This window comes from Dactylosporangium sp. CS-047395, assembly GCF_050942185.1.
Taxonomy (GTDB): Bacteria; Actinomycetota; Actinomycetes; order Mycobacteriales; family Micromonosporaceae; genus Dactylosporangium.
Window position 1 is genome coordinate 11,036,281 of the sequence record NZ_CP192015.1, and the last position, 20,773, is coordinate 11,057,053.

The window sequence follows — 20,773 nt, forward strand, 5'->3', positions numbered from 1 at the left end:
TCAACGGTTCGCCCGCGCCGCCGCGGCCACATCACCCCGGCTGGACGGCGGAGACCAGCAGCGGGCTGCCGTTGCACCCGGTCTCGCGGTTCGGGTTCGGCACGCCCGTGACCTTGACCTGCTGGCCGTCGCGGAGCTGGGCCGCCGGTGGTCCGATGAGGACCCAGCGCAGTTGCTCGGTGATCAGCTCGACGCACGTACCGGTGACGCTGATTTTGCCTGTTGCGACCACCTGCTGGAAAGCGTCGGCCGGGGGCTCGACCTTGGTCGTTTTCGGCACGCCATTCGGAATGCTGATAGTGGGTTGCGGGTTCGCTGAGGAGGCGGCCGGCTCGGCTGTTTGTCCGGATTGCTCCGCACAACCCGCCAACATCAAAACCGCCAGGAGGAGGCCCAAGGGAGCTTTCATACCCACTTGGACCTCCTCCCGGTTCAATCGGTTCCCGCTCAGCCGGTGACGAGGACCGCCATCGACGTGCCGTTCTCCAGCAGCGCGAAGATCTTCACGCCGTTCTTCGGAACCTTCACGCCGTAGTAGGTGCTGGTCGCCGGGTCCTCACGGTAGTAGCTCTTGCTGTCGTCGAACAGCGGGTTGCCCCACTGGCCGCCGAGCCGGCTCGGCGCGTTGTTCGCGCCCGAGTGCAGGGTGAACGAGTCCGTCTTCGCGAACGAGAACGGCGCGTCGAAGCCCTGGACCCGCGGGCGCCACGGCGTCCCGTCGGCCTTGAGCATGAGGTCGGGGTGCGAGTCGATCGGCAGGATCTCACCCGCGCCGTGGTGCTGGCTGGTGTTGTTGTCGCTGTACGAGGTGTCCCAGTACGTGACCAGGAGACCCTGCTCGTACGGGAAGTGCTCGACGTACTGCGGCCGGTCGGCGAAGCCGAAGTTGTACGGGCCGGTCTTCATGTACTTGTCGAACGACTCGTACGTGCGGTGCGAGGCGATGTAGTAGTTGTCGTACTCGATCGTCCGCGTGTTGCCCACGGCCGAGAAGCCGTCCGCGGTCCAGCCGGTGAGCCCGTTCTCCGCACCGTCGGCGAACACCGTGGTCGACCCGTTGGTGATCTTCAGGTCGTCGGCGAAGAAGCCGATGCCGCCGGTGTTGTCGTCGGTGATGTACTCGAAGCGCAGGTTGACCGTCTTGCCCGCGTACGCGGACAGGTCGAACGTCGCCGGCTTCCAGCCACCGCTCGTGCCGTCGATCGCGTTGCCCTCGGCGGCCTTGGTGATCGAGCCGGGGATCGCCTTGAAGCCGGACCCGTCGTCGATCTCGACGTACGCGTCGTCGCAGGTGGTGTTGCCGCACTCCTCGATGTCCCAGTAGGCCTGGAACGACAGGGTCGTGGTCCCGGCCGGGATCGCGACGCTGCGGGTCAGGGTGTGGGTGAACTGGTCACCCGCGCCGCTCCAGAAGGACTTGGTGCCCTCCGGCGGGGTCGGCAGCGAGCTGGTCACCTGCTTCTTCGGCAGCACGACGACGACCGCCTGGGGCTTCTTGCTGTTGTACTCGTGCGGGCCGAGGTCGATCAGCTTCGTCTTGCCCGCGTTGACCGTCGCGTAGTCCAGCCAGCCGAGCTGCAGCTTGTCCCAGGCGCCGAGGTCGGCCGCGCGGGCCGCGATCCCGTTGTCACTGGGCAGGCTGACCCGGCTCTGCGCCATGATCGTCCACCAGCTCACCGGGTTCTCGGCGTTGCCGCCGGCCCCCGTCGTGTCGTAGTGGTCGGGCAGGCCCAGGTCGTGGCCGTACTCGTGGGCGAACACGCTCAGGCCGCCGTTCTCCGGCTGGATCGTGTAGTCGCGCACCCACAGGCCGGTGGTCCCGATCTGGGTACCGCCGAGCTTGTTGAACTCCGGCCCGAAGGCGCGGCTCTGGAAGGCCGCCCAGCGGTGGCTCCAGATCGCGTCCTCACCCTGCTGCAGGTCACCGTCGGCCTGGTCGCCGCCGGAGTGGACGATCTGGAAGTGGTCGATGTAGCCGTCCGGCTCGTTGAAGTCGCCGTCGCCGTCGTAGTCGAACCGGTCCCACTGGTCGTACGAGGCCAGCGTGGCCTTGATCTGCGCGTCGGTCTGGCCCTGGGCGTGCTGCCCCTGGACCCACGCGGCGATCGCGTCCTGGATGAGGTACCAGGTGTTGTCACAGACGTTGCTCGCGCACGGGTAGCCGTTGCTGCGGCCGTAGCGGGCCTCGTTGTAGGGCACCTTCACCCAGTCGGTGACCATGCCGTCGACGCTGTACCGGCCGGAGGACTGCTTCTCGTAGTACGTCTTGAGCGACTCCGCCCCGTTGCCGGAGGCGAAGTACATGTTCTCGAAGTACTGCTTGCTGAAGTCCTGCTTCCAGATGGTCGAGTTGTCCCGGCTGCGGTCCGGCTGCGGGATCGCGTTGTGCAGCGGGCCGTTGAACGTGGCCGGGCCGGCGATGGCCGGGGCCGTGTCCTGGTCCGGGTAGTCCGGGTGGCGCTGGTCGCCGAACTCGGCCAGGACGACGAAGATCTTGTCGGTCTTCTCCCGGCTCAGCTCGACGTACTTGTCGACGTGCCCCTTGCTCTTGTTGCCATTGCCGATCTTCACGACCGTGCTCGCGCCGCGCTTCTCGGTCTGCGCCTGCCCGTTCAGGACCTGGGAGAGAGCGACCTCACGAGAGTCGCGCCGCTTCTCTTCCAACGGGTTGGGCAACTCGTCGGACGGGGCCGCGGCGTCGACGGACGGCGACTGTTGCGCCGGCACGGCATGGGCCGCACCTCCTCCGACGAACACCCCCATCCCCGACGCGAGCGTGAGACTGAGCAGTCCCACGGTCAACTTACGCACAGGTACCTCCCTGGTGGGGCATTCAGCACCGAGGCCCTGTGTCGATGCCTCGATGCACCTGACGCGGAAGACTAGGTGCTCACGGAGGCTGTCGAAGATCAACAACGGGGTATGCGCATAGTTGCAAGGGTCAAAACAAGGGTCTACCCGTTCATTGAGCGCGGTCTCTGAGCGCATCGAGATCATGGACGATCACGTGGAGTCGTCCGGTCTGGATGAGCCCCTCCTCACGCAGCGTGCGCAGGGCCTTTGTGACCGCCTCGCGCGACGAGCCGGTCCAGCCGGCCAGCTCGTCCTGCGACAGCGGCAGGCTGATGCGCAACCCCTCCGGGGTCCGCTCGCCGAACCGCTCGGACAGCTCGACCAGCCGCGCCGCGACCCGGCCGGTGGTGTCGTAGGCGCCGAACTCGATGCGCTTGCGGTCGGCGTCGCGCAACCGGCGGGTCAGCTCGCGCATCAGCAGGAACGACACGCGCGCGTGCCCGAGCAGGTACCGCTCGAAGTCCGGTGACGGCACCGACAGCGCGGTCACCGGCTCCAGCGCGGTCACGGTCGCCGACATGAGGCCCCCGTCGATCGCCGACAGCTCGCCGAGCAGCGCGCCCGGGCCGCGCACGGCCAGGACGACCTCGGTGCCCGACGCGGTGTCGGAGGAGACCTTGACCCGCCCGGCCCGCAGGATGACCACCGCCTCGGACGGGCTCGCCTCGCGGAAGATCACCGCCGCCCGCCGCCACTGCTTGCGATGCCCGGCGGCCTCCAGCGCGGCCTGCTCGTCGGCGTGCAGAAGATCGAAGAACTCGGTCACGCCAAAGTCTCCACCACATATGCCCGGACTGTCTGTCGGCGACCTTTCACTTCCAGCTCGCCCAGCGGCGTGGCGGCGACCCGCTCGGCGATCGCGTCGTACGTGACCCCGCCGATCACCACCTGCCCGGGCTCGGCGATCGTCTGCAGCCGCGCGGCCACGTTCACCGCGTCGCCCATCGCGTTGAACCCGCGCAACGACTCGCTGCCGATGTTGCCCACGAGCGCCGGCCCGGTGTTCGCCCCGACGCGGAACCGCGGCCAGTCGGGGTGCCCCTCGGCGATCCCGCGCACCGCCTCCTGCATCTGCAGCGCCGCCCGCACCGCCCGGGCCTCGTGGTCCTCCTGCCGCGCGGGCGCGTTGAACAGCGCCAGCAGCGCGTCCCCGACGAACTGCACAATGGTGCCGCCGTTGTCGAGAATGCAAGGAACCGCGACGCCGTGGTACCGGTTGAGCATCTCCACGATGTCGCCCGGTTCGACGGCCTCGGAGTAGGTCGTGAATCCGCGCAGATCCGCGAACAGTGCGGTCACGTCGACCAGCCGCCCGCCCAGCGCCGCCTGATCGGGATCGGCGAGCAGCGCGGCCGCGACATCCGGCGACATGTACTGGCGGAACAATGTGGAGAGTTCGCCGTACAACCGCGCATTCTCCAGTCCGATGGACAGCTGATGCGCGAGCGTCTGGCGCAGCTCGTCCCGCGTGGTCCTCGGAATCGCGACGGCGCCCGCCTTGATGTTCTTGACGGTCAGCGGCAACGAGTCCGGCTGTTCTTCGAGCTTGCCGTCAGCGATCAGGTTCACTTTGACGTCGCCGAATGAACCCCGCACCGCCTCGGCCGCCTTCTCGAGGAACTCCTTCTCACCGGCGCCGACCCGCGCCTGCTCGCCCACCGCGACCAGGGCCCCGAGCCGCTCCGACAATTCCCGCTCGGCCACCAGCGCCGCGGCCGCCCGGTCCAGCACCTCGGCCTGCTTCTCGGTCAGCCCGAAACGCTCGGCCATCCGCGCCGCCAGCCGCTCGGGCGCCGCACCCTGCTCGGACTCCTGCAGCGCGGCCACCAGTTCCTCCAGCGCGGCCGCATACTGCTCGCGGATCCGCCGGTTGGTCGCGGCCATCGCGATTCCGTCGAAGAGCCCCGACGCGCTTCCTTCGCGGCGGTACTGCACGTAGGCGCTGTACGCCACGAAAAGGAACGCGGCCGTCAGGATGAGGTGCCACTCCCACCACGACAGCCGCCATTTGTCGGCCAGCGTGACGGTGACCATCGCCTCGGCCAGCAGCGCGAACGCGGTCACGACGGAAATGAGAACAGCACCGGGATTTCGCCGGTACAGCATGAAGAAGCGCACCGCCGCCCCCACATACAGCGCCACGGCGAGCCACGACACCCAGACCAGCGGTCCCTCGACGTCGCGAATCTGATCCTGCCGCGAGAGCGGCGGCAGATCCGACAACGACCAGACGATCCAGATGAACAGCAGAATGCCCAGCGCGATCCGGAGCGCCAGCTGCCACCCGGTGATGCCCGCCTTCAACGGCAACGAGGACAGCACGGCGAGCACCGACCCGACGATCAGCCCGACCGCCATCGATTGATCGAACCCGGCATTGGGGTGCCCGATGAGCACGCCGGGCGTGGCGAGCGCGTGCGCGAAGAGAAACCCGGCCGCGGCGAGAAACACCAGCGAGACCAGGAACAGCCGCCCGTCGGCCCGCCGCTTGGCCGCGATGCTCATCGCCACGCCGACAATGACATTGATCGCCGCCACCACGAGCACGAGCCAGAAATGCGCCTCGTGATGCTGCCAGATGACGTCGGTTCCGGGCCGGCTCAGCAGCAGCCAGAGCCCGGCGAGCGGCAACGCGAGATGCGCCGCCCAAACGATGACGCGTGGCATCTGCGCCCCCTTGGTTTTGTTGCGCTGTTGGCAGCGATAAGGGTCGCACCTTCCGAGCGGATCCGGCCCGTCTCGTTCTGGACATTCGCGGCATCCCCGTTGTGCGTCTTTCGACGCAGACAGGCCCGGCGATCCTCGGTTCCATGAGTTCACGGCACCCAGTGCGTGTGCCGCCAACCTGTGGGAGTCATCATGAAATTCAAGGCACCGCTGCTGACCTTGGGCGCCGGCGTCCTCGTGGCCGGCGTGCTGTACGGCATGAATGTCAGCGTCGGCAACGACTTGGCCCGCAACAACGCCGCGGAGGACCAACCCCCGCCGGCCGCTGCCACCTCTGCGGCCCCTACTCCTTCCCCGACCCCTTCTGCGGCCTCTTCCGCCCCGGGAGACGGCTCCGGGAAAGCCGCCCAGACCGGCACCATTACCTACGCGGGCGCCGTCGACGGCGGCGCCGCCTCGCTGGGCGTGGTCGTCCACAACGGCAAGGCGATCGCCTACGTCTGCGACGGCAAGGCCGCCGAGGCCTGGATGGACGGCGAGATGGCCAACGGCGAGGCGCAGCTCAACAGCGCCAAGCTCACCGGAAAGCTCGTCGCCACCTACAACGCCGGCCAGATCAAGGGCACCGTGACCGCGGGCGCGAAGACCTACACCTTCACGCTCAAGGCGGTCGCTCCTCCCTCCGGCCTGTACCGCTCCCAGACCAGCCTCCGCAAGAAGCTCGACGCGAGCTGGATCGTCCTGCCCGACGGCACCCAGGTGGGCGTGCAGAACCGCAACGGCGTCCTCCAGCCGGCTCCTCCCTTCGACGTGAACAACAAGACCGCCGTGGTCGACGGCACGAACGTGTCCATCGAGCCGACCAGTCCCGCGTCCGGATACTGAGCCCAGGAGCCCTGACATGGCCGCCCCGACCAACCCTCCGGACGACGCCCCGCTCAAGCCGGTGGAGTTTCCGCCGATTCCCGATCCGTCGCCGCTTCCTCCGTCGCTTTCTTATGGCTCTCAACCGCAGTCTTTTACGGTTGATCCGCTGTACTCCGCGCCTTTGCCTTACTCGGCGCCGACCGGTCTGCCTTCCTACACCGGCCCTATCCCTGCTCCTGTCTCTTCTTCTCCTGTCTCTTCTTCTCCTGTCTCTTCTTCTCCGGTCTCCTCGTCTTCGGCCTCCTCGTCTCCGGTCTCCTCGTCTCCGGTCTCCTCGTCTCCGGTCTCCTCGTCTCCGGTCTCCTCGTCTCCGGTCTCCTCCTCCCCTGTCTCCTCGTCTCCGGCGGCTGTTTCTTCGCCGCCGGCGCCGGCTGACCGCGTGGTGGGTTCGGCGTCGGTTGCTACTGCCTTGCCGGTTTCGTTGGACCCGGCGGAGCCGGTCATCGCTCCGACCAGCCCGAAGACCGCGGCCACCTTGATCGTCCCGTTCCTGGTCGCCTGCCTGATCGCGGCCGGCATCGGCGTCTACGGCAAGCTCCACGAACCAACGGGCGTGGCCGTCAACCTCGCCGGTTTCTCCAGTCCGGCAACGGTCAAGGTCTGGCTGGCCACTCTCTCCTTCCTGCTGGCCCTGGTCCAGCTGTTCACCGCCCTGGTCATGTACGGCAAGCTCCAGCTCTTCAAGGACGCCCCCTGGCTGGGCCCGGTCCACCGCTGGTCGGGTCGGTTGGCCTTCATCGCCTCCATTCCCGTGGCCCTGCACTGCCTGTACGCGCTCGGCTTCGACGACTACGACACCCGCGTCCTCCTGCACTCCCTCCTCGGCTGCTTCTTCTACGGCGCCTTCGCGGCCAAGATGCTGGTCCTCACCAGAAAGGGCGTCCCCGGCTGGGCCCTCCCCGTCCTCGGCGGCCTCGTCTTCACCGCGCTGTCCGGCCTGTTCGTCACCTCCGCTCTGTGGTTCTTCACCACGTTCGGCGTCAAGCTCTGAAGGGGCGAAGAACCATGCACACCCCCACCCGCCGCACCCTGCTGACCGGCACCGCCGCCATCGGCGTGGCCACAGCGCTCTCAGGCTGCGCCGCGTACGGCCTGGACACCGCCAACGCCCAACCCGGCAACGACGCCACCCCGAAGAGTTCCGGCTCCCAACCAGGCACCCCCTTGGCCACCCCCGCCGACATCCCGGTAGGCGGCGGCAAAATCTTCCCGGACCAGAAGCTCGTAGTAACCCAACCCACAGCCGGCACCTTCCGCTGCTTCACCGCCATCTGCACCCACGCCGGCTGCGTAGTCGGCGAGGTAGCGGAAGGCACCATCAACTGCCCCTGCCACGGGAGCCGCTTCAAACTCGCCGACGGCTCGGTAGCCGCTGGCCCCGCCAAGAAAGCGCTGGCCGCCATCCCCATCAAGGTGACGGACGACGCCATCTCCAAAGCCTGACTCCCACAGGATCGAGGGCCCGCCAACCGTCCACACAGGACCGTCGGCGGGCCCTCGTGTGTCGTCGCCCTCCAACCCACCGACTCCGAGCCGCACCACCACACATCCGCCCCGGCATCCGACTTTCCTCCGCTCCCTTAACCAAGCCGCCGCCACTACCGCTTTGGTCGCTTCTCCTCCGCTCCTCCTACGCCACCGCCACTTCGACTTTGGTCGCTCCTCCTCCGCTCCTCCTACGCCACCGCCACTTCGGCTTTGGTCGCTCCTCCTCCGCTCCTCCTACGCCGTTCGCTTAAGTCGCTCCTCCTTACGCCGTCCGCTTCAGTCGCTCCTCCTGAATCCGCGCCCCGCCCCAATAGCCGCACTGTTTCGCCTGCCGCGGTTTCTGGCCATGTCCCGGCTTCCACCGGACACCTTGCTCTCGGTTACTCCCGCCACGGTTTCCGGCCACGACCCGGCTTCCGCCCGAAACCCCTGCACTCGGTAACGCCCGCCACGGTTTCCGGCCACGACCCGGCTGCCACCCGAAACCCCTGCACTCGGTAACGCCCGCCACGGTTTCCGGCCACGACCCGGCTGCCACCCGAAACCCCTGCACTCGGTAACGCCCGCCACGGTTTCCGGCCACGACCCGGCTGCCACCCGAAACCCCTGCACTCGGTAACGCCCGCCACGGTTTCCGGCCACGACCCGGCTGCCACCCGACACCCTGCGCTCGGTTACGTCTACCGCGGCTCCTGACCACGACCCGGCTTCCACCAGGCACCCTGCTCTCGATCACCGCACCTCGACGCTTCCTGCGGCTGGCCCGGTTCACGACGGCATCCGAATCGCTCGTTCCCGCAGCATCCGCCGAGTCGGCAGCACCCCGGCGAGCAGCGCGAGCAGCAGGCAGAGCCCGACCACTCCCGCAATGACCGACCACGGCACCACCAGCGCAACCGCCGCCCCAACCTGCTGACTGAGCCCCGCTCGAATGCTGATCAGCGCCCCGAACGCGACCACCCCGCCAAGCACCGCCCCGATCAACACAACGAACGCCGACTCCGCCGCGACATACCAAGCCACCTGCCGCCGAGTAGCGCCGGCCAGCCGCATCACCCGCAGATCAGCCGCCCGCCCTTGAGCCGCCATCAGCAGCGTGTTCGCAACCGCAATCGCCCCGTACCCGGCCGACACCCCAATCAGCATCAGCGTGAACAGCCACACCAGCCGATCCTCGGCACTGTCGGCCTCCGCAGCCCACGTAGCCAGGTCGATAACCCTCGCCCCAGTCCCGGCCGGCGTAATGACCTGCCCCCCGGACCCGGCAGACGCCCCCGACCCGGCAGCCTTCGCACCAGACAGGTAGACGGCCGACGTCAACGCCGACGGATCATGCCGCCGCACCACTTCGCGACTCAGCAACAGATCCGCTCGTACCGACCGATCCGCCACCACCGCCACCACCCGCAACGACACCCGCTCGCCATCGGCGAACACCACCGGATACTCATCCCCTACGCCACGACGCACCGACTCCGTGACCACCGCCGGATACTCATCGCGCCGCCCCGGCCCTTTCCCGACCGCCGTGTCCTCGCCCCCGACACCGCGCTGGTCCACGCCAGACGCGCCCGCCGCGCCGTCGTTCCCAACACCGCGCGGGTCCGCCCCAGACGCCCCCGCCGCGCCGTCGCCCCCAACACCACGCTGGTCCACCCCAGACGCCCCCGCCGCGCCGTCGCCCCCAACACCACGCTGGTCCACGCCAGACGCCCCCGCCGCGCCGTCGCCTCCCAAACCAGGCTGAGCCGCCCCGGTCTTACCTTCTGGGCCCTGACCTTTCAGGTCCCCGAGCGAGCCGGCCAGCACCTTCGCTCCTCGGTCGGCTTCGGCGAACGCGGCCGGATCGACGCCCAGCACGTTCCACGCCCGTCGATCGGCTCCCGCGGCATCGTCCCGGCCGAACACCGTGCTCGGCAGCATCGCCGCACCGGGCACCGCGGTCACCGCGGCATCCGACAGCCCCGGCGTACGGTCCGGCACCAGCACCTGCCCGGCATCGACGTCCGCCGCCCGCCCCGCCGCGTAGGCCGCCGTCGTCGTCTGCACCATCCCCGCCACCAGCACGGCGAACGCCACCGTCAGCAGCACCGGCGCGGCCGTGGACGCCGTCCGCCGGGCCGCAGTCAGCGCGCCCTCCCGCACCAACAGCCCGATCGCCCCACCACCGCGCCGGAACGGCAGGCGCCACAGCCCCACAATCAGCGGTACCGCCGCCGGCGCCAACCCCACCATCCCGGTCACCAGAGCCATCGCGCTGTACAAAGCAAGCGTGGCCCCGTCCTGCGCGTCGTCCGCCGTCGCGGTGCCGATCGCGAACCCCACGCCGACCATCACCAGCAAGCCGCCGACGATCCAGCGCAGCCGCCCCATCGGCCGCCGCTCGACGGCCGCCTCCCGCAACGCCTCCAGCGGCCGCACCCGTGCCGCCCGCCGCGCCGCCGACCAGGCCCCGAGCAGCGCAACCACCGGCCCCAGCCCGAGCGCGAGCAGGAACGGCAGCGGCCCGTACCGCACCTCGTACGTCGCCGGCTCCAGCCCCGTCCCAACCAGCGCCCGCCCCACCAGCGGAGCCAGCGCCGCCCCGACGACGACCCCGAGGACCGCGCCGGTACTTCCGACGACGAGCGCCTCGCCGTACACCATGCGCCGCACTTGCCGAGGTGTCGCCCCGACCGCCCGGAGCAGCCCGAGCTCGCGCCGCCGTTGAGCAACGGTGAACGCGAACGTCGACGCGACGACGAACACCGTGACGAACCCGGCCAACGTCGCCACACCGGTGAGCGCCTGCATGCCGATCCACCGCGCCCGAGCATCGTCGCGCGGCTCCAACACACCCCGCTCGTCCCCGGTCAGCACCCGGCCGTCGCCCCCGACCACCCCTCGCGCAGCCGCTGCCACCGTTCCCGGATCCGCGCCGGGCTCGAGCACCAGCCCAATCGCCCGAACCCCCGGCGCCAGTCGAGCCGCAACATCGTCCGCCACCAGATAGCCAGGCGCATCGACCAACCCCGTCACGGTGTACGGCACGGGCCCCGTCGCCATCAGCAACGTCACCGAACTCCCGGGCCGGAACCCGAGCGCCCGGTCCACGACGACCTCACCCGCACGGCGCGGCGGCTCGCCGTCCACGAGCGCCAGCCCTCCAAGCCGAGCCGACGACCACCCATGCCCCTCGTACGTGTCCTGCCGCTGCCCCTCAACCGCGGGTGGCCGCCCATCGACGAGCGCCTGGACGTAGAAGCTGCGATCGACGACAACTGCTTCAACACCAGGCAGCTCGCCAAGGCCTCGGCTCAACTCCTCCGCCCTCGCCGAGGACCACGGCACCGTCGGCGGGAAGGCCTCGGCGGGACTGTGGCTGTCGAGCGCATCGACAACAACCGCAGCCGCCGCGAGCCGTTCGGGCACGATCGGCCGTCCGGCAAGGAGCAGCAGCAGGGCCAACATCACCAGCGCGATCCCGATCGCCACGGCAACGAGCGCGCCGGCCATCCGTCGGAGCTTCGCCACGACGACCCCTCCAGCTACGGCGCTCAGCATGCCTTCTCCAGCTGGGTCGTGCGGGCCGCGATCTTCTCCGCCGCAAGCGGTCCCTGGATGTCGTCGACGATTCGGCCGTCAGCCAGAAAGACGATGCGGTCTGCGCGGGCGGCGGCGACCGGGTCGTGGGTCACCATCACCACGGTCTGCGCGTGCTCGTCAACCAGCGTCCGCAGCAGGTCGAGGACGTGGCGGGAGGTCGCGCTGTCCAGCGCGCCCGTCGGCTCGTCGGCGAAGACAACTGCCGGTCGGCTGATCAGCGCCCGCGCGACGGCGACCCGCTGCTGCTCGCCGCCGGAGAGCTCGCTCGGGCGATGTCGGAGCCGGCCAGCGAGCCCGACCGCGGTCAGCGCCGCCACCACGTCGGCTGGCGATGGACGGCGCCCGGCGAGGCGCATCGGTAGCGACACGTTCTGCTCCGCGGTGAGTGCTGAGACCAGATTGAAGGCCTGGAACACGAACCCGATCCGGTCGCGCCGGAGCCGGGTCAGGTCGTCCTCGGTGAGCTCGTCGAGCACGACCCCGTCGACGGTGACCGAGCCGCCGACCGGGCGGTCGAGGCCGGCCGCGCAGTGCAGCAGCGTCGACTTGCCCGAGCCGCTCGGGCCCATCACCGCTGTGAACGTGCCGCGCTCGAATGCCACCGAGACTCCGTCAAGCGCGATGAGCTGCCGAGGTCCGTCACCGTAGGCGGCTCGGACGTCCTTCAGGACCACCGTTTGCGTCGTCATGGCCGGTAACGATGCCGCGTCGGGCTGTGGTCGCGCATCGGACCGTGATGGACACTTTTCGTTCGGCCCAGGGTCGTACGCCGAAGGGTAAATGGCCCGGTTCTCATACCTGGGTATGACGGCTCCCAGGCCGACGCGCAAAACCCCGCCGACCGCTACCGTCGAGCCCATGGATCTACCACCAGTCCTAACCCGGAGGCTCGGTCCAAGAGGTCTTTACACGCTCGACGCGTCCTCCGCAGCGGCCACCACGCTGGTGTGCTTCTTCGCGGCGCTCGCGGTACCGCAAGGAGGTTGGACGGAGCCGATCTGGCTCTCGGCAGTCGTGGCGCTTGCGCTCGGGCTGCCCGTCGCCCTCAGACGGCGCTGGCCCTTCCACGCCGTGTTCCTCGTCGTGGCCGCATCAATGCTCGCCCTGGGCGCCCAGATCGTCCCGACCTTCGCGGCCGCAGGTCCGGCCATCGCACTCGCGCTCGTCTTCTACACGTTCGGAACGGTCGCACGGGACTGGAAGGGCATCGCCGGCGTCGTGGTCGGCGGCCTGCTGATCAGCGCCTGCATGGTCGTGCCGATGCTCTTGTCGGACGAGCCGCCGTCGAGCGACAGCCCCTCGCTGATCATGGCCAGCTTCTTCGGCCTCTTCGCCACCTCCCCGGCCCAGACGCTCGGCTTCGCGATCGGCGAGCGGAGGGCCCAGACCGCCGAACGCAACGAGCAGGCGATTCAGAAGGCAGCGGTCGAGGAGCGCCTTCGAGTGGCCCGCGAGCTGCACGACGTCATCGCCCACACGATGACGCTCATCGTGGTGAAGGCCGCGGTCGGCAACCACGTCGCCGATACCAGCCCGGCCGAGGCACGCGACGCACTCCAGGTGATCGAGAAGACGGGCCGGGCGGCGATGCTCGAGGTGCGCCGCGTCCTTGACATGCTGCGCGAGGACACGCCTTACGCCCCAACACCCGGCCTGGACGACCTGCCGGGCCTGGTCGAGATGGCCTCATTCGGCGGCGTCCGCGTCCAACTCGACGTCGCCCCGCCGGACAAGACCACGATGGAGAAGGTGCCCGAGTCGGTGGGCTTGGCCGTGTACCGCATCGTGCAGGAAGCAATCACCAACGTCGTCAAGCACGCAGCCCCGGCCGAGTGCCAGGTCAGCGTCGTCGTCAACGCCGCCGAGGTCCGCATCGAAGTGAACGACGACGGCAAGCGCCCACCCCGCCCCACCGGCACCGGCACCGGCACCGGCCACGGCCTGATGGGCATGCGCGAACGCGTCGCCCTCCACGGCGGCACCTTCACCGCCGGCCCCCGCCCCGAGGGCGGCTTCACCGTCCGCGCCCTACTACCAGCCGGCGGCATCGCATGACCCACGCGGGGCGAGGCGAACGGCCGTCCACGGCGCACAGGGCGAGGAAAGCACGCGGCGGGTGACAGTGGGCGAGAGATGGCGGAGCAAGGGACGGCGGAGCGAGGACGGCGGAGCGAGGACGGCGGGCCAAGAGACGGCGGGCCAAGAGATGGCGGGCCAAGAGATGGCGGGCCAAGAGACGGCGGGCCGAGGGATGGTGGAGCCAATGGTGGCGGGGGCAAATGGTGGCTGGAGGTGGGGCGTGATTCGGGTGTTGATTGCTGACGATCAGGCGTTGCTGCGAGGGAGCTTTCGGGCGCTGCTTGATCTGAGTGGGGAGTGCAGCACGGTTGGGGAGGCTGGGACTGGGGATGAGGCGCTTCGGCTGGCGGGAGAACTGCGGCCGGATGTGGTGCTCATGGATGTGCGGATGCCCTCGATGGACGGGATTGAGGCCACGCGGCGGATTTGTTCTGATCCGGAGCTGGGTGGGGTGCGGGTGTTGATGTTGACGACGTTTGACCTGGATGAGTACGTGTTTGGGGCGCTGCGGGCTGGGGCTAGTGGGTTCTTGCTCAAGGACACGCCGCCGGCTGAGTTGCTCAGTGGGGTTCGGGTTGTGGCTGGTGGGGAGGGGCTGCTGTCGCCGTCGGTCACTCGGCGGCTCATCGCGGAGTTTGCTCGGCGGCCGCAGCCGGAGCGGCCTCTTCCGCGGCGGCTCGATGGGGTTACGGGGCGGGAGCGGGAGGTGCTTGTTCTGGTTGGGCGGGGGTTGTCGAATACCGAGATTGCCGACCATCTCGGGTTGAGTTTGGCCACGGTGAAGACGCATATTGGGCGGATTTTGGCGAAGCTTGAGGTGCGAGATCGGGCGCAGATGGTGATCGTGGCGTACGAGACCGCGTTGATCACCGCCGCCAGCTGAACCGAAGACCCGCCGCTGAACCGAAACCCCCACCGCCGAGCCAAAGACTCACCGCCGAACCGAAAACCCGCAGCTGAGCCCAAGACCGCCGCCGCCGAGCCAAGACCCACCGCCGCGGAGCCGAAAACCCGCCGCCGAACCGAAGACCCGCCGTCGAAACGAAAACCTGCCGCCGAACCGAAAACCCGCCCGAGCTGAGAAGCCCTCGCCGAACCGGCTGCGCGCGGCGAAAGGTGCTGCGGGACGAGCCGGGGCGGGTTTCAGTGGTCGGGGTGCAGCAGGGGGATCGTCACGCGGAAGGTTGCGCCTTTGGCGGGGGCGGTCTTCAGGGTTACCTCGCCGTTGTGGGCTTTGACCAGGGCCGCGACGATTGAGAGGCCCAGGCCGCTGCCGCCCAGGGCTCTGGTTCGGCTTGGGTCGGTGCGGTAGAAGCGTTCGAAGACTCGTGCCGCGTCGTCCTCGGTCATGCCGGGGCCGTTGTCCGATACCTCCAGGATGGCCTTGTCGGCGTCTGTGCCTACGAAGACCGTTACCTCCGTGCCGGCCGGCGTGTGGTTCAGGGCGTTGGACAGGAGATTTTGCAGGACCTGGCGCAGGCGGGCCTCGTCGCCCAGGACGATGGGGGCCTCGGTGTCGGCGTCGTCGTCCTCGCTGTTCGGGGTGCGTAGGCGTAGGCGGTGGTCGGTGGCGGTTACCCGGGCGTCGATCAACGCGTCCGTGGCCAGGGAGAGGAGGTCCACCGGGCGCTTTTCCAGGGGGCGTTGCTGGTCCATTCGGGCCAGCAGCAGCAGATCGTCCACCAGCAGGCCCATGCGCGTGGCGTGGTGTTCGATTCGGCGGATGTTGTCGTCGGTCTGGCCGGACTGGCGGTACAGCTCGGCGAAGCCTCGGATCGACGTCAGCGGCGTGCGCAACTCGTGGGAGGCGTCGGCTACGAAGCGGCGCATTCGGCCTTCCGAGGCGAGGGCCGCTTCCTCCGAGGCTCGGCGTTCGTCGAAGGCCGTTTCGATTTGGCCCAGCATGGTGTTCAGGGCCTGGGCCAGGCCGCCTACCTCGGTGCGCGGGTCGGACTCGGGTACGCGCCGGCTCAGGTCGCCGGCGGCGATGGCCTCGGCCGTCTGCTCCACCTCGACCAAGGGGCGGAGGCTCGAGCGGACCATGACGTACGCGACCACGGCCAGCACCAGCAGGACGAAACCGCCGATGGTGGCGCTCATGACGACCTGGCGGCTGACGGAGCTGTCGATCTCGTCGAAGCTGATGGCGACGACGACCGGCGGCTGGTTGGGGCGGTTGGTTTGTACGGCCGTCAGGACGCGCCACGAGTGGCCGGTGCCGTCGCGTGACTCCACTGTGGAGTATGCGCCGGCCACATCGGGCGAGAGGCGGGAGACGTCCAGGCCGTCCCAGGTTTCGGGGGTGACCGGCTTGGCCTGGTTGTCGGTGGCCCTGGTGAAGACCGCGTCCTCGAAGGAGCCGTCGCGTTGGCCGCACGCGACGAAGTAGCCGTTGCGCTGGACCGGAGCGCCGGGGCCGTTGCCCATGTCGGAGGGCTTGATCATGCAGTTGTGTGTGGCCTGGTCGACGCTGTCGAGGAGTTGGGCGTCCAGGCGGTCGATCAAATAGTCGCGCGTGCTGACGACGCCGGCTATGCCGGTTGTTGTGAGGGCCGCCGCGAGCAGGACGAGCATGAGGACGACTAGCTTGACGCGGAGCGGCCAGGATTTCATGTCCGGGGCAGCCGCAGGGAGTACCCGACGCCGCGCAGGGTGTGCAGCAGGCGGGGCTCGGACGTGTCGATCTTCTTGCGCAGGTAGGAGACGTAGGACTCCACGACGCCCGCGTCGCCGCCGAAGTCGTACTGCCACACGTGGTCCAGGATCTGGGCCTTGGACAGGACGCGGCCGGGGTTCGTCATGAAGTACCGGAGAAGCTTGAACTCGGTCGGCGAGAGCTGGACCTCTTGGCCCGCCTTGAACACCTCGTGCGTGTCCTCGTCGAGCTCGATGTCGGCGAAGTTGAGGCGCGAGGTCTGGACGGCGGAGCCGCCGGCCGGGTCGGCGACGCGGCGCAGGACGGCCTGGATGCGGGCCAGGATCTCGGACAGGCTGAAGGGCTTGGTGACGTAGTCGTCGCCGCCGAGCGTGAGGCCCTTGATCTTGTCCTCGGTGGCGTCGCGGGCGGTCAGGAAGAGCACGGGCACACGGGTGCCCTCGCCGCGGAGTTTGCGCAGGACCTCGAAGCCGTCGAGCTCGGGCATCATGACGTCGAGCAGGATCATGTCGGGCCGGAAGCGGCGGGCCTCCTCCATCGCCTGGCGGCCACTGGTGGCGCTGGCGACGTCGTAGCCGTGGTACTTCAGGCTCGCGGAGAGCAGTTCGACGATGTCGGGCTCGTCGTCGACCACAAGCAGCCGCGTCATGATTCGCTCCAGGTTGCGTCAGAAAGTTCCCTTGTCTCCATCAGACTGCCGCCGGTACCTGACGGTCCGATGCGGTTTCCCTGAAAACGAGCTGTGAACCGCCTGCGACGGCCGCCAGCAGCACCGGGAACTCCAGGTACGCGTGGTACGAGGCGAACGCGGCGTACAGCGCGCGGCCGCTCGCGAAGTCGATGGCGAACGGAATGGCGAGCAGCGCGGCCAGTCCGAGCCCGAGCAGCCAGGCGCGCCGGCCGAGCAAGAATGTGGGCGCTTCCGGGGCGTACCGCGGCAGGAAATAGACCCACACGAAATAGTGCATGGTTTGCAGAAAGGCGAACACGACGAGGAACCGCGTCCCGATGAGCTCGGAGGAGCCGGGCGGCGCGATGCCGAAGCGCGCAAAGGCCCCGGACGACGACAGCGCGAAATCGAAGGTGCCGAGCAGCACGAGCACCGGCACCACGAGAATCCACGCGACCTGCGTCCACCGGAACAGCCCCGGCCGCCGCAGCCGACCCGCCCACTCCCACAAGAAAAACAGCGGGACAAGATTATGCAAATGCGCCAAAATCACGAAATGGTACTGTGCAAACGTCAACGACCCCGCTAGCGCCACAACCACGGTGAAAAGCGCCGCACCCAACCGCCACCCCCGAAGTCCATGGACACAGGCGGCCGCAAGCACGGCATAGCCGATAAGAATTTCTGCATAGCGCGCCGGCTCCCCCACCACGAGCGCCGCCAGCCGGCACAGCACGATCGCCGTGATCAACCCGAGCAGCACCGCGAGAAACCGCCCGGTGAGCAGCGACGAGAACCGCCCGGCGACGTACCGCAGCTCGAGCACATTGTGCAGCGCCCCGAACGCGATCAACCCGCCCACGGTCACGAACAGCGGCGAGCGCAGCGCGATTCCGAGCGCGGCGCTCGCGGCCAGTACGAACAGCAGGCTTATCTTCATCCCGTGCTCCGCGCCCTGCTGCTGACCCTGGCGGTCGAGGTCCCGCTGTACACGGCCGCGCTGGTGGCGCTCAAGCTCGCAAAACCGGCAAAAGCCGCAGCGCTCGGCGTCGCCGTCAACCTCGCCACCCATCCGGCCCTCTGGCTGTACCTGAGCCACCATCCAGGCCAACTCTGGCTGGCGGAGGCAGCAGCGACGGCGATCGAAGCGGTCGCACTCATAATCGCCATAAAAGCCGACAAAACCCTACTAGCCGCCGTCACCGTAGGAGCAAACGCAGCGTCGCTGCTCATCGGGATCGCCGTCGGATAAGCCAGACGATCAGCACCGCCAAAGCGGCCAGAAACACCAAACACCCCAGCCCGATCACAACCAGAGCCGAGGTAGGAGCCACAGACGGCGGCGGCGCCACATCCGCCAGCACGATTTCCATGCCGAGCAGTCTGCAGCGCCGCAGCCGCGAATAGCAGTCCCGAAACCTACTCGTCAGCGGGCGAACTGTCCGGCGAGGACGGCGCCTCCGCCGGCCGCAGCCACTGCCACAACAGGAACAGCAGCCCCAGCACGAGCATCCCCAACCCGATCCACAGGTTGATCCGCACCCCCGCCGCCTTGTCGATCTCCTCCTGCGAGTCGAAGATCCCCAGGATCGTCACGATCACGCCGTACACCGTGAAGAGCCCGCCGATCACCCGCCGGACGTCGAAGAGCCGAGCCGCCCGAGCGGTGTCCGCCTTCTGCTCTTGGTCACTCATGAGAACCTCCAGGGCCTACAGGAACGGCAGGTAGAAAGCGAAGGCCAGCACGAGCGCCCCCGTGCCCAGCAGCACCGGCGAGCGGTACCAGGCGGTGTCCCCGGCGATCGCGTCCGCGCGCAGGTCGTGCTTGCCCACGCCGAACACGAGCCCGTCGAGCTCCGCGTCCTCCTTGGGCCGGGTCAGCGGCGTCACGACGATCGCCACGATCATGACGGTGACGAAGGCGATGCCGGCGCCCCAGAAGGACTCGTCGAGGTCCGAGCCGAAGGTGAACCAGCCGAACCACTTGTACCCGGCGTACGTCAGGAACGCGGCCAGCGTCCCCAGCAGCAGCCCCCAGAAGCCGGCCCAGGCCGACATCCGCTTCCAGAACATGCCGATGATGAAGGCGGCGAACAGTGGCGCGTTGAACAGGGCGAACAGCGCCTGGATGTAATCCATGATGTTGCTGTAGCCCGAGGCGATGAACGCGGTGCCGATGCCGATCACGACGCCGACGACCGTGATGATCCGGCCGATCCGCAGGTAGTAGCCGTCCGGCTTGTCCTTGGCGACGTACTCCTGCCAGATGTCGTAGGTGAACACCGTGTTGAAGCCGGACACGTTGGCCGCCATGCCCGCCATGAACGACGCCAGCAGGCCGGTGACGGCGATGCCGAGCACGCCGTTGGGCAGGAATTCGCGCATGAGCAGCGGGACGGCGTTGTTGTACTGCAGATCGCCCGTGTCCGCGCCGAGTCCCTTGACGGTCACCAGGGCGACCAGGCCGGGGATGACCGTGACGAACGGGATGAGCAGCTTCGGGTACGCCGCGATGATCGGCGTCCGCCGCGCCGCGCTCATGTTGCGGGCCGACAGACCGCGCTGCACCTCGGCGAAGTTGGTCGTCCAGTAGCCGAAGGAGAGCACGAACCCGAGCCCGAAGACGATGCCCCACCAGGCGGCGCCCAGCGGGTTGTCGGTGCCGCCGGTGTTCGACCAGGTGTGCAGGCCGGCGTCGCCGAGCTTGGTGCTGTTGCGCACCGCGTCGAAGAGCCCGTCGATGCCGCCCAGCTTGACCAGGCCGACGATGGCGATGGGCAGGAGGCCCGCGATGATCACGAAGAACTGCAGCACCTCGTTGTAGATGGCGCTGGAGAGGCCGCCCAGCGTGATGTACACGAGGACGATCGCGGCCCCGACGATGATCGCGACCCACAGCGGCCAGCCGAGCAGCGCCTGCATGATGAGGGCGAGGGCGTACAGGTTGACGCCCGCGATCAGCACCTGGGCCAGCGCGAACGACAGCGCGTTGAGCAGGTGGGCGGGGCGGTTGAAGCGCCGGCGCATGTACTCCGGGACGCTGCGCACCTTCGAGCCGTAGTAGAAGGGCATCATCACGATGCCCAGGAACACCATGGCCGGCACGGCGCCGATCCAGTAGTAGTGCAAGGTCATCAGCCCGTACTTGGCACCGTTCGCGGCCATGCCCAGGATCTCCAGGGCGCCCAGGTTGGCCGAGACGAAGGCGAGGCCGGTCACCCAGGCGGGGAGCGAACGGCCGGACAGGAAGAAGTCCTCGCTGTTGCGGATGGAGCGGCGGGCGGCGAGGCCCACCCCCAGGACGGTGATGAAATAGAGCGCCAGCAGGACGTAGTCCAATGCGTCCATCTGCAGGCGCAGCCCATCGGCGAGAGTCTGCACCCGTTCCTCCCCTTTGCCGGTACGAGTGGAGCGTCGAGGCTCCTACCCAGCAAAGGCCGAGGATCAAACCACGATTATCAACCTAAGCGACTTGCGAGGATTTGCACCAGATCAGCGGCGGCGTACGGTTTGTCCAGGAAGGCATCGCACCCCGCCTCGATCGCCGCGGCCCGCTCGTGCGGCAGGACGCTCGCGGTCAGCGCGATCACGGTCGGGCGCCCGGGCTCGTCCCGCAGCTCGGCCGCCAACTCCAGGCCGTTGCCGTCGGGCAGGTTGACATCCAGCAGCACCAGGTCGACGTCGTGGCCGGCCAGCGCCGACCGGGCGTCGGCGAGCGAGCCGGCTTCAAGAAGATCCGCATCTCGTACTGCCGGTGCGTCCGCCCGCGCCAGAATGGCCCGCACGAGGACCCGGTTGAGCTCCTCGTCCTCGACAAGCAACACACGACTCATCGCGCCGCCCCCTCG

At 68.6% G+C, this 20,773-nt stretch carries 20 protein-coding genes; 6 read left to right on the forward strand and 14 right to left on the reverse strand.

All coding sequences use genetic code 11. The features are described 5' to 3' along the window. Positions 1-31: 31 nt before the first annotated feature. The 4 genes from ACQP00_RS51510 to ACQP00_RS51525 form a co-directional block, all read right to left on the reverse strand. The gene (locus ACQP00_RS51510) at positions 32-397 is read right to left on the reverse strand and encodes a hypothetical protein (protein WP_433211966.1); all 366 of its coding nucleotides are present in this window, start codon (positions 395-397) and stop codon (positions 32-34) included. A gap of 50 nt (positions 398-447) precedes the next feature. After that, entirely contained in the window at positions 448-2,811 is a 2,364-nt protein-coding gene (locus tag ACQP00_RS51515; RefSeq protein ID WP_433211969.1) for an immune inhibitor A domain-containing protein, read from the reverse strand. Between the two features lie 151 nt (positions 2,812-2,962). Then, a complete protein-coding gene (locus ACQP00_RS51520; RefSeq protein WP_433211972.1) occupies positions 2,963-3,619 on the reverse strand; it encodes a Crp/Fnr family transcriptional regulator in 657 nt (218 codons plus the stop codon). Beyond that, positions 3,616-5,520, reverse strand: coding sequence for an adenylate/guanylate cyclase domain-containing protein (locus ACQP00_RS51525; protein ID WP_433211975.1), 1,905 nt, complete (start codon positions 5,518-5,520; stop codon positions 3,616-3,618). The genes ACQP00_RS51520 and ACQP00_RS51525 overlap by 4 nt, the downstream gene beginning before the upstream one ends. 192 nt (positions 5,521-5,712) lie before the next feature. Here ACQP00_RS51525 and ACQP00_RS51530 point away from each other — a divergent pair, with 192 nt between their 5' ends. Next, on the forward strand, positions 5,713-6,405 hold the full coding sequence (locus ACQP00_RS51530; protein WP_433211978.1) for a hypothetical protein: 693 nt from the start codon (positions 5,713-5,715) through the stop codon (positions 6,403-6,405). 195 nt (positions 6,406-6,600) lie between these two features. Here the strand turns inward: ACQP00_RS51530 and ACQP00_RS51535 are convergent, their stop codons facing one another. Continuing rightward, positions 6,601-6,921, reverse strand: a complete 321-nt coding sequence (locus ACQP00_RS51535; protein ID WP_433224378.1) for a hypothetical protein — start codon at positions 6,919-6,921, stop codon at positions 6,601-6,603. Here ACQP00_RS51535 and ACQP00_RS51540 point away from each other — a divergent pair. Both ACQP00_RS51540 and ACQP00_RS51545 read left to right on the forward strand, forming a co-directional pair. Then, positions 6,869-7,438, forward strand: a complete 570-nt coding sequence (locus ACQP00_RS51540) for a DUF6529 family protein (RefSeq protein ID WP_433224328.1) — start codon at positions 6,869-6,871, stop codon at positions 7,436-7,438. The genes ACQP00_RS51535 and ACQP00_RS51540 overlap by 53 nt on opposite strands. 14 nt (positions 7,439-7,452) lie before the next feature. Further along, positions 7,453-7,890: a Rieske (2Fe-2S) protein gene (locus ACQP00_RS51545; RefSeq protein ID WP_433211981.1), complete on the forward strand. Its 438-nt coding sequence runs from the start codon at positions 7,453-7,455 to the stop codon at positions 7,888-7,890. Positions 7,891-8,703: 813 nt separating this feature from the next. Here the strand turns inward: ACQP00_RS51545 and ACQP00_RS51550 are convergent. Then, the gene (locus tag ACQP00_RS51550; protein WP_433211984.1) at positions 8,704-11,448 is read right to left on the reverse strand and encodes an FtsX-like permease family protein; all 2,745 of its coding nucleotides are present in this window, start codon (positions 11,446-11,448) and stop codon (positions 8,704-8,706) included. Between the two features lie 23 nt (positions 11,449-11,471). Continuing rightward, the gene (locus ACQP00_RS51555) at positions 11,472-12,122 is read right to left on the reverse strand and encodes an ABC transporter ATP-binding protein (protein ID WP_433211987.1); all 651 of its coding nucleotides are present in this window, start codon (positions 12,120-12,122) and stop codon (positions 11,472-11,474) included. A gap of 256 nt (positions 12,123-12,378) precedes the next feature. On the opposite strand from ACQP00_RS51555, the gene ACQP00_RS51560 reads away from it, so the two are divergent. After that, positions 12,379-13,575, forward strand: coding sequence for a sensor histidine kinase (locus tag ACQP00_RS51560; RefSeq protein WP_433211990.1), 1,197 nt, complete (start codon positions 12,379-12,381; stop codon positions 13,573-13,575). A 244-nt stretch (positions 13,576-13,819) separates the two neighbouring features. Beyond that, on the forward strand, positions 13,820-14,482 hold the full coding sequence (locus ACQP00_RS51565; protein WP_433211992.1) for a response regulator: 663 nt from the start codon (positions 13,820-13,822) through the stop codon (positions 14,480-14,482). A gap of 260 nt (positions 14,483-14,742) precedes the next feature. On the opposite strand, the gene ACQP00_RS51570 is transcribed toward ACQP00_RS51565, so the two are convergent. The 3 genes from ACQP00_RS51570 to ACQP00_RS51580 are packed head-to-tail and all read right to left on the reverse strand — an operon-like array spanning position 14,743 to position 17,865. Continuing rightward, positions 14,743-16,173, reverse strand: coding sequence for a sensor histidine kinase (locus ACQP00_RS51570; protein ID WP_433211995.1), 1,431 nt, complete (start codon positions 16,171-16,173; stop codon positions 14,743-14,745). 35 nt (positions 16,174-16,208) lie between these two features. Next, positions 16,209-16,904: a response regulator transcription factor gene (locus ACQP00_RS51575; protein WP_433211998.1), complete on the reverse strand. Its 696-nt coding sequence runs from the start codon at positions 16,902-16,904 to the stop codon at positions 16,209-16,211. Positions 16,905-16,944: 40 nt separating this feature from the next. Next, positions 16,945-17,865, reverse strand: a complete 921-nt coding sequence (locus ACQP00_RS51580) for a hypothetical protein (protein WP_433212001.1) — start codon at positions 17,863-17,865, stop codon at positions 16,945-16,947. 3 nt (positions 17,866-17,868) lie between these two features. On the opposite strand from ACQP00_RS51580, the gene ACQP00_RS51585 reads away from it, so the two are divergent. Further along, positions 17,869-18,177 carry a hypothetical protein gene (locus ACQP00_RS51585; RefSeq protein ID WP_433212004.1) on the forward strand — a complete coding sequence of 103 codons (309 nt, stop codon included), beginning with the start codon at positions 17,869-17,871 and terminating at the stop codon, positions 18,175-18,177. Here the strand turns inward: ACQP00_RS51585 and ACQP00_RS51590 are convergent. From ACQP00_RS51590 to ACQP00_RS51605, 4 genes are all read right to left on the reverse strand, one after another. Beyond that, positions 18,155-18,298 (reverse strand): hypothetical protein, encoded by a 144-nt coding sequence (locus ACQP00_RS51590; RefSeq protein ID WP_433212007.1) that lies wholly within the window; start codon positions 18,296-18,298, stop codon positions 18,155-18,157. The two genes, ACQP00_RS51585 and ACQP00_RS51590, sit on opposite strands and share 23 nt — an antisense overlap. A 46-nt stretch (positions 18,299-18,344) precedes the next feature. After that, entirely contained in the window at positions 18,345-18,620 is a 276-nt protein-coding gene (locus tag ACQP00_RS51595; protein ID WP_433212010.1) for a hypothetical protein, read from the reverse strand. Between the two features lie 15 nt (positions 18,621-18,635). Next, positions 18,636-20,273, reverse strand: a complete 1,638-nt coding sequence (locus ACQP00_RS51600; RefSeq protein ID WP_433224330.1) for a sodium:solute symporter family protein — start codon at positions 20,271-20,273, stop codon at positions 18,636-18,638. 110 nt (positions 20,274-20,383) lie between these two features. Then, on the reverse strand, positions 20,384-20,758 hold the full coding sequence (locus tag ACQP00_RS51605) for a response regulator (protein ID WP_433212013.1): 375 nt from the start codon (positions 20,756-20,758) through the stop codon (positions 20,384-20,386). Positions 20,759-20,773 lie beyond the last annotated feature (15 nt).

Bases quoted from the DNA above. Each gene is read 5' to 3' on its own strand.
- ACQP00_RS51575 (WP_433211998.1), bottom strand. From the start codon at position 16,904: ATGACGCGGCTGCTTGTGGTCGACGACGAGCCCGACATCGTCGAACTG.
- ACQP00_RS51600 (WP_433224330.1), bottom strand. From the start codon at position 20,273: ATGGACGCATTGGACTACGTCCTGCTGGCGCTCTATTTCATCACCGTC.
- ACQP00_RS51605 (WP_433212013.1), bottom strand. From the start codon at position 20,758: ATGAGTCGTGTGTTGCTTGTCGAGGACGAGGAGCTCAACCGGGTCCTC.
- ACQP00_RS51590 (WP_433212007.1), bottom strand. From the start codon at position 18,298: ATGGAAATCGTGCTGGCGGATGTGGCGCCGCCGCCGTCTGTGGCTCCT.
- ACQP00_RS51570 (WP_433211995.1), bottom strand. From the start codon at position 16,173: ATGCTCGTCCTGCTCGCGGCGGCCCTCACAACAACCGGCATAGCCGGC.
- ACQP00_RS51525 (WP_433211975.1), bottom strand. From the start codon at position 5,520: ATGCCACGCGTCATCGTTTGGGCGGCGCATCTCGCGTTGCCGCTCGCC.
- ACQP00_RS51595 (WP_433212010.1), bottom strand. From the start codon at position 18,620: ATGAGTGACCAAGAGCAGAAGGCGGACACCGCTCGGGCGGCTCGGCTC.
- ACQP00_RS51530 (WP_433211978.1), top strand. From the start codon at position 5,713: ATGAAATTCAAGGCACCGCTGCTGACCTTGGGCGCCGGCGTCCTCGTG.
- ACQP00_RS51545 (WP_433211981.1), top strand. From the start codon at position 7,453: ATGCACACCCCCACCCGCCGCACCCTGCTGACCGGCACCGCCGCCATC.
- ACQP00_RS51580 (WP_433212001.1), bottom strand. From the start codon at position 17,865: ATGAAGATAAGCCTGCTGTTCGTACTGGCCGCGAGCGCCGCGCTCGGA.
- ACQP00_RS51560 (WP_433211990.1), top strand. From the start codon at position 12,379: ATGGATCTACCACCAGTCCTAACCCGGAGGCTCGGTCCAAGAGGTCTT.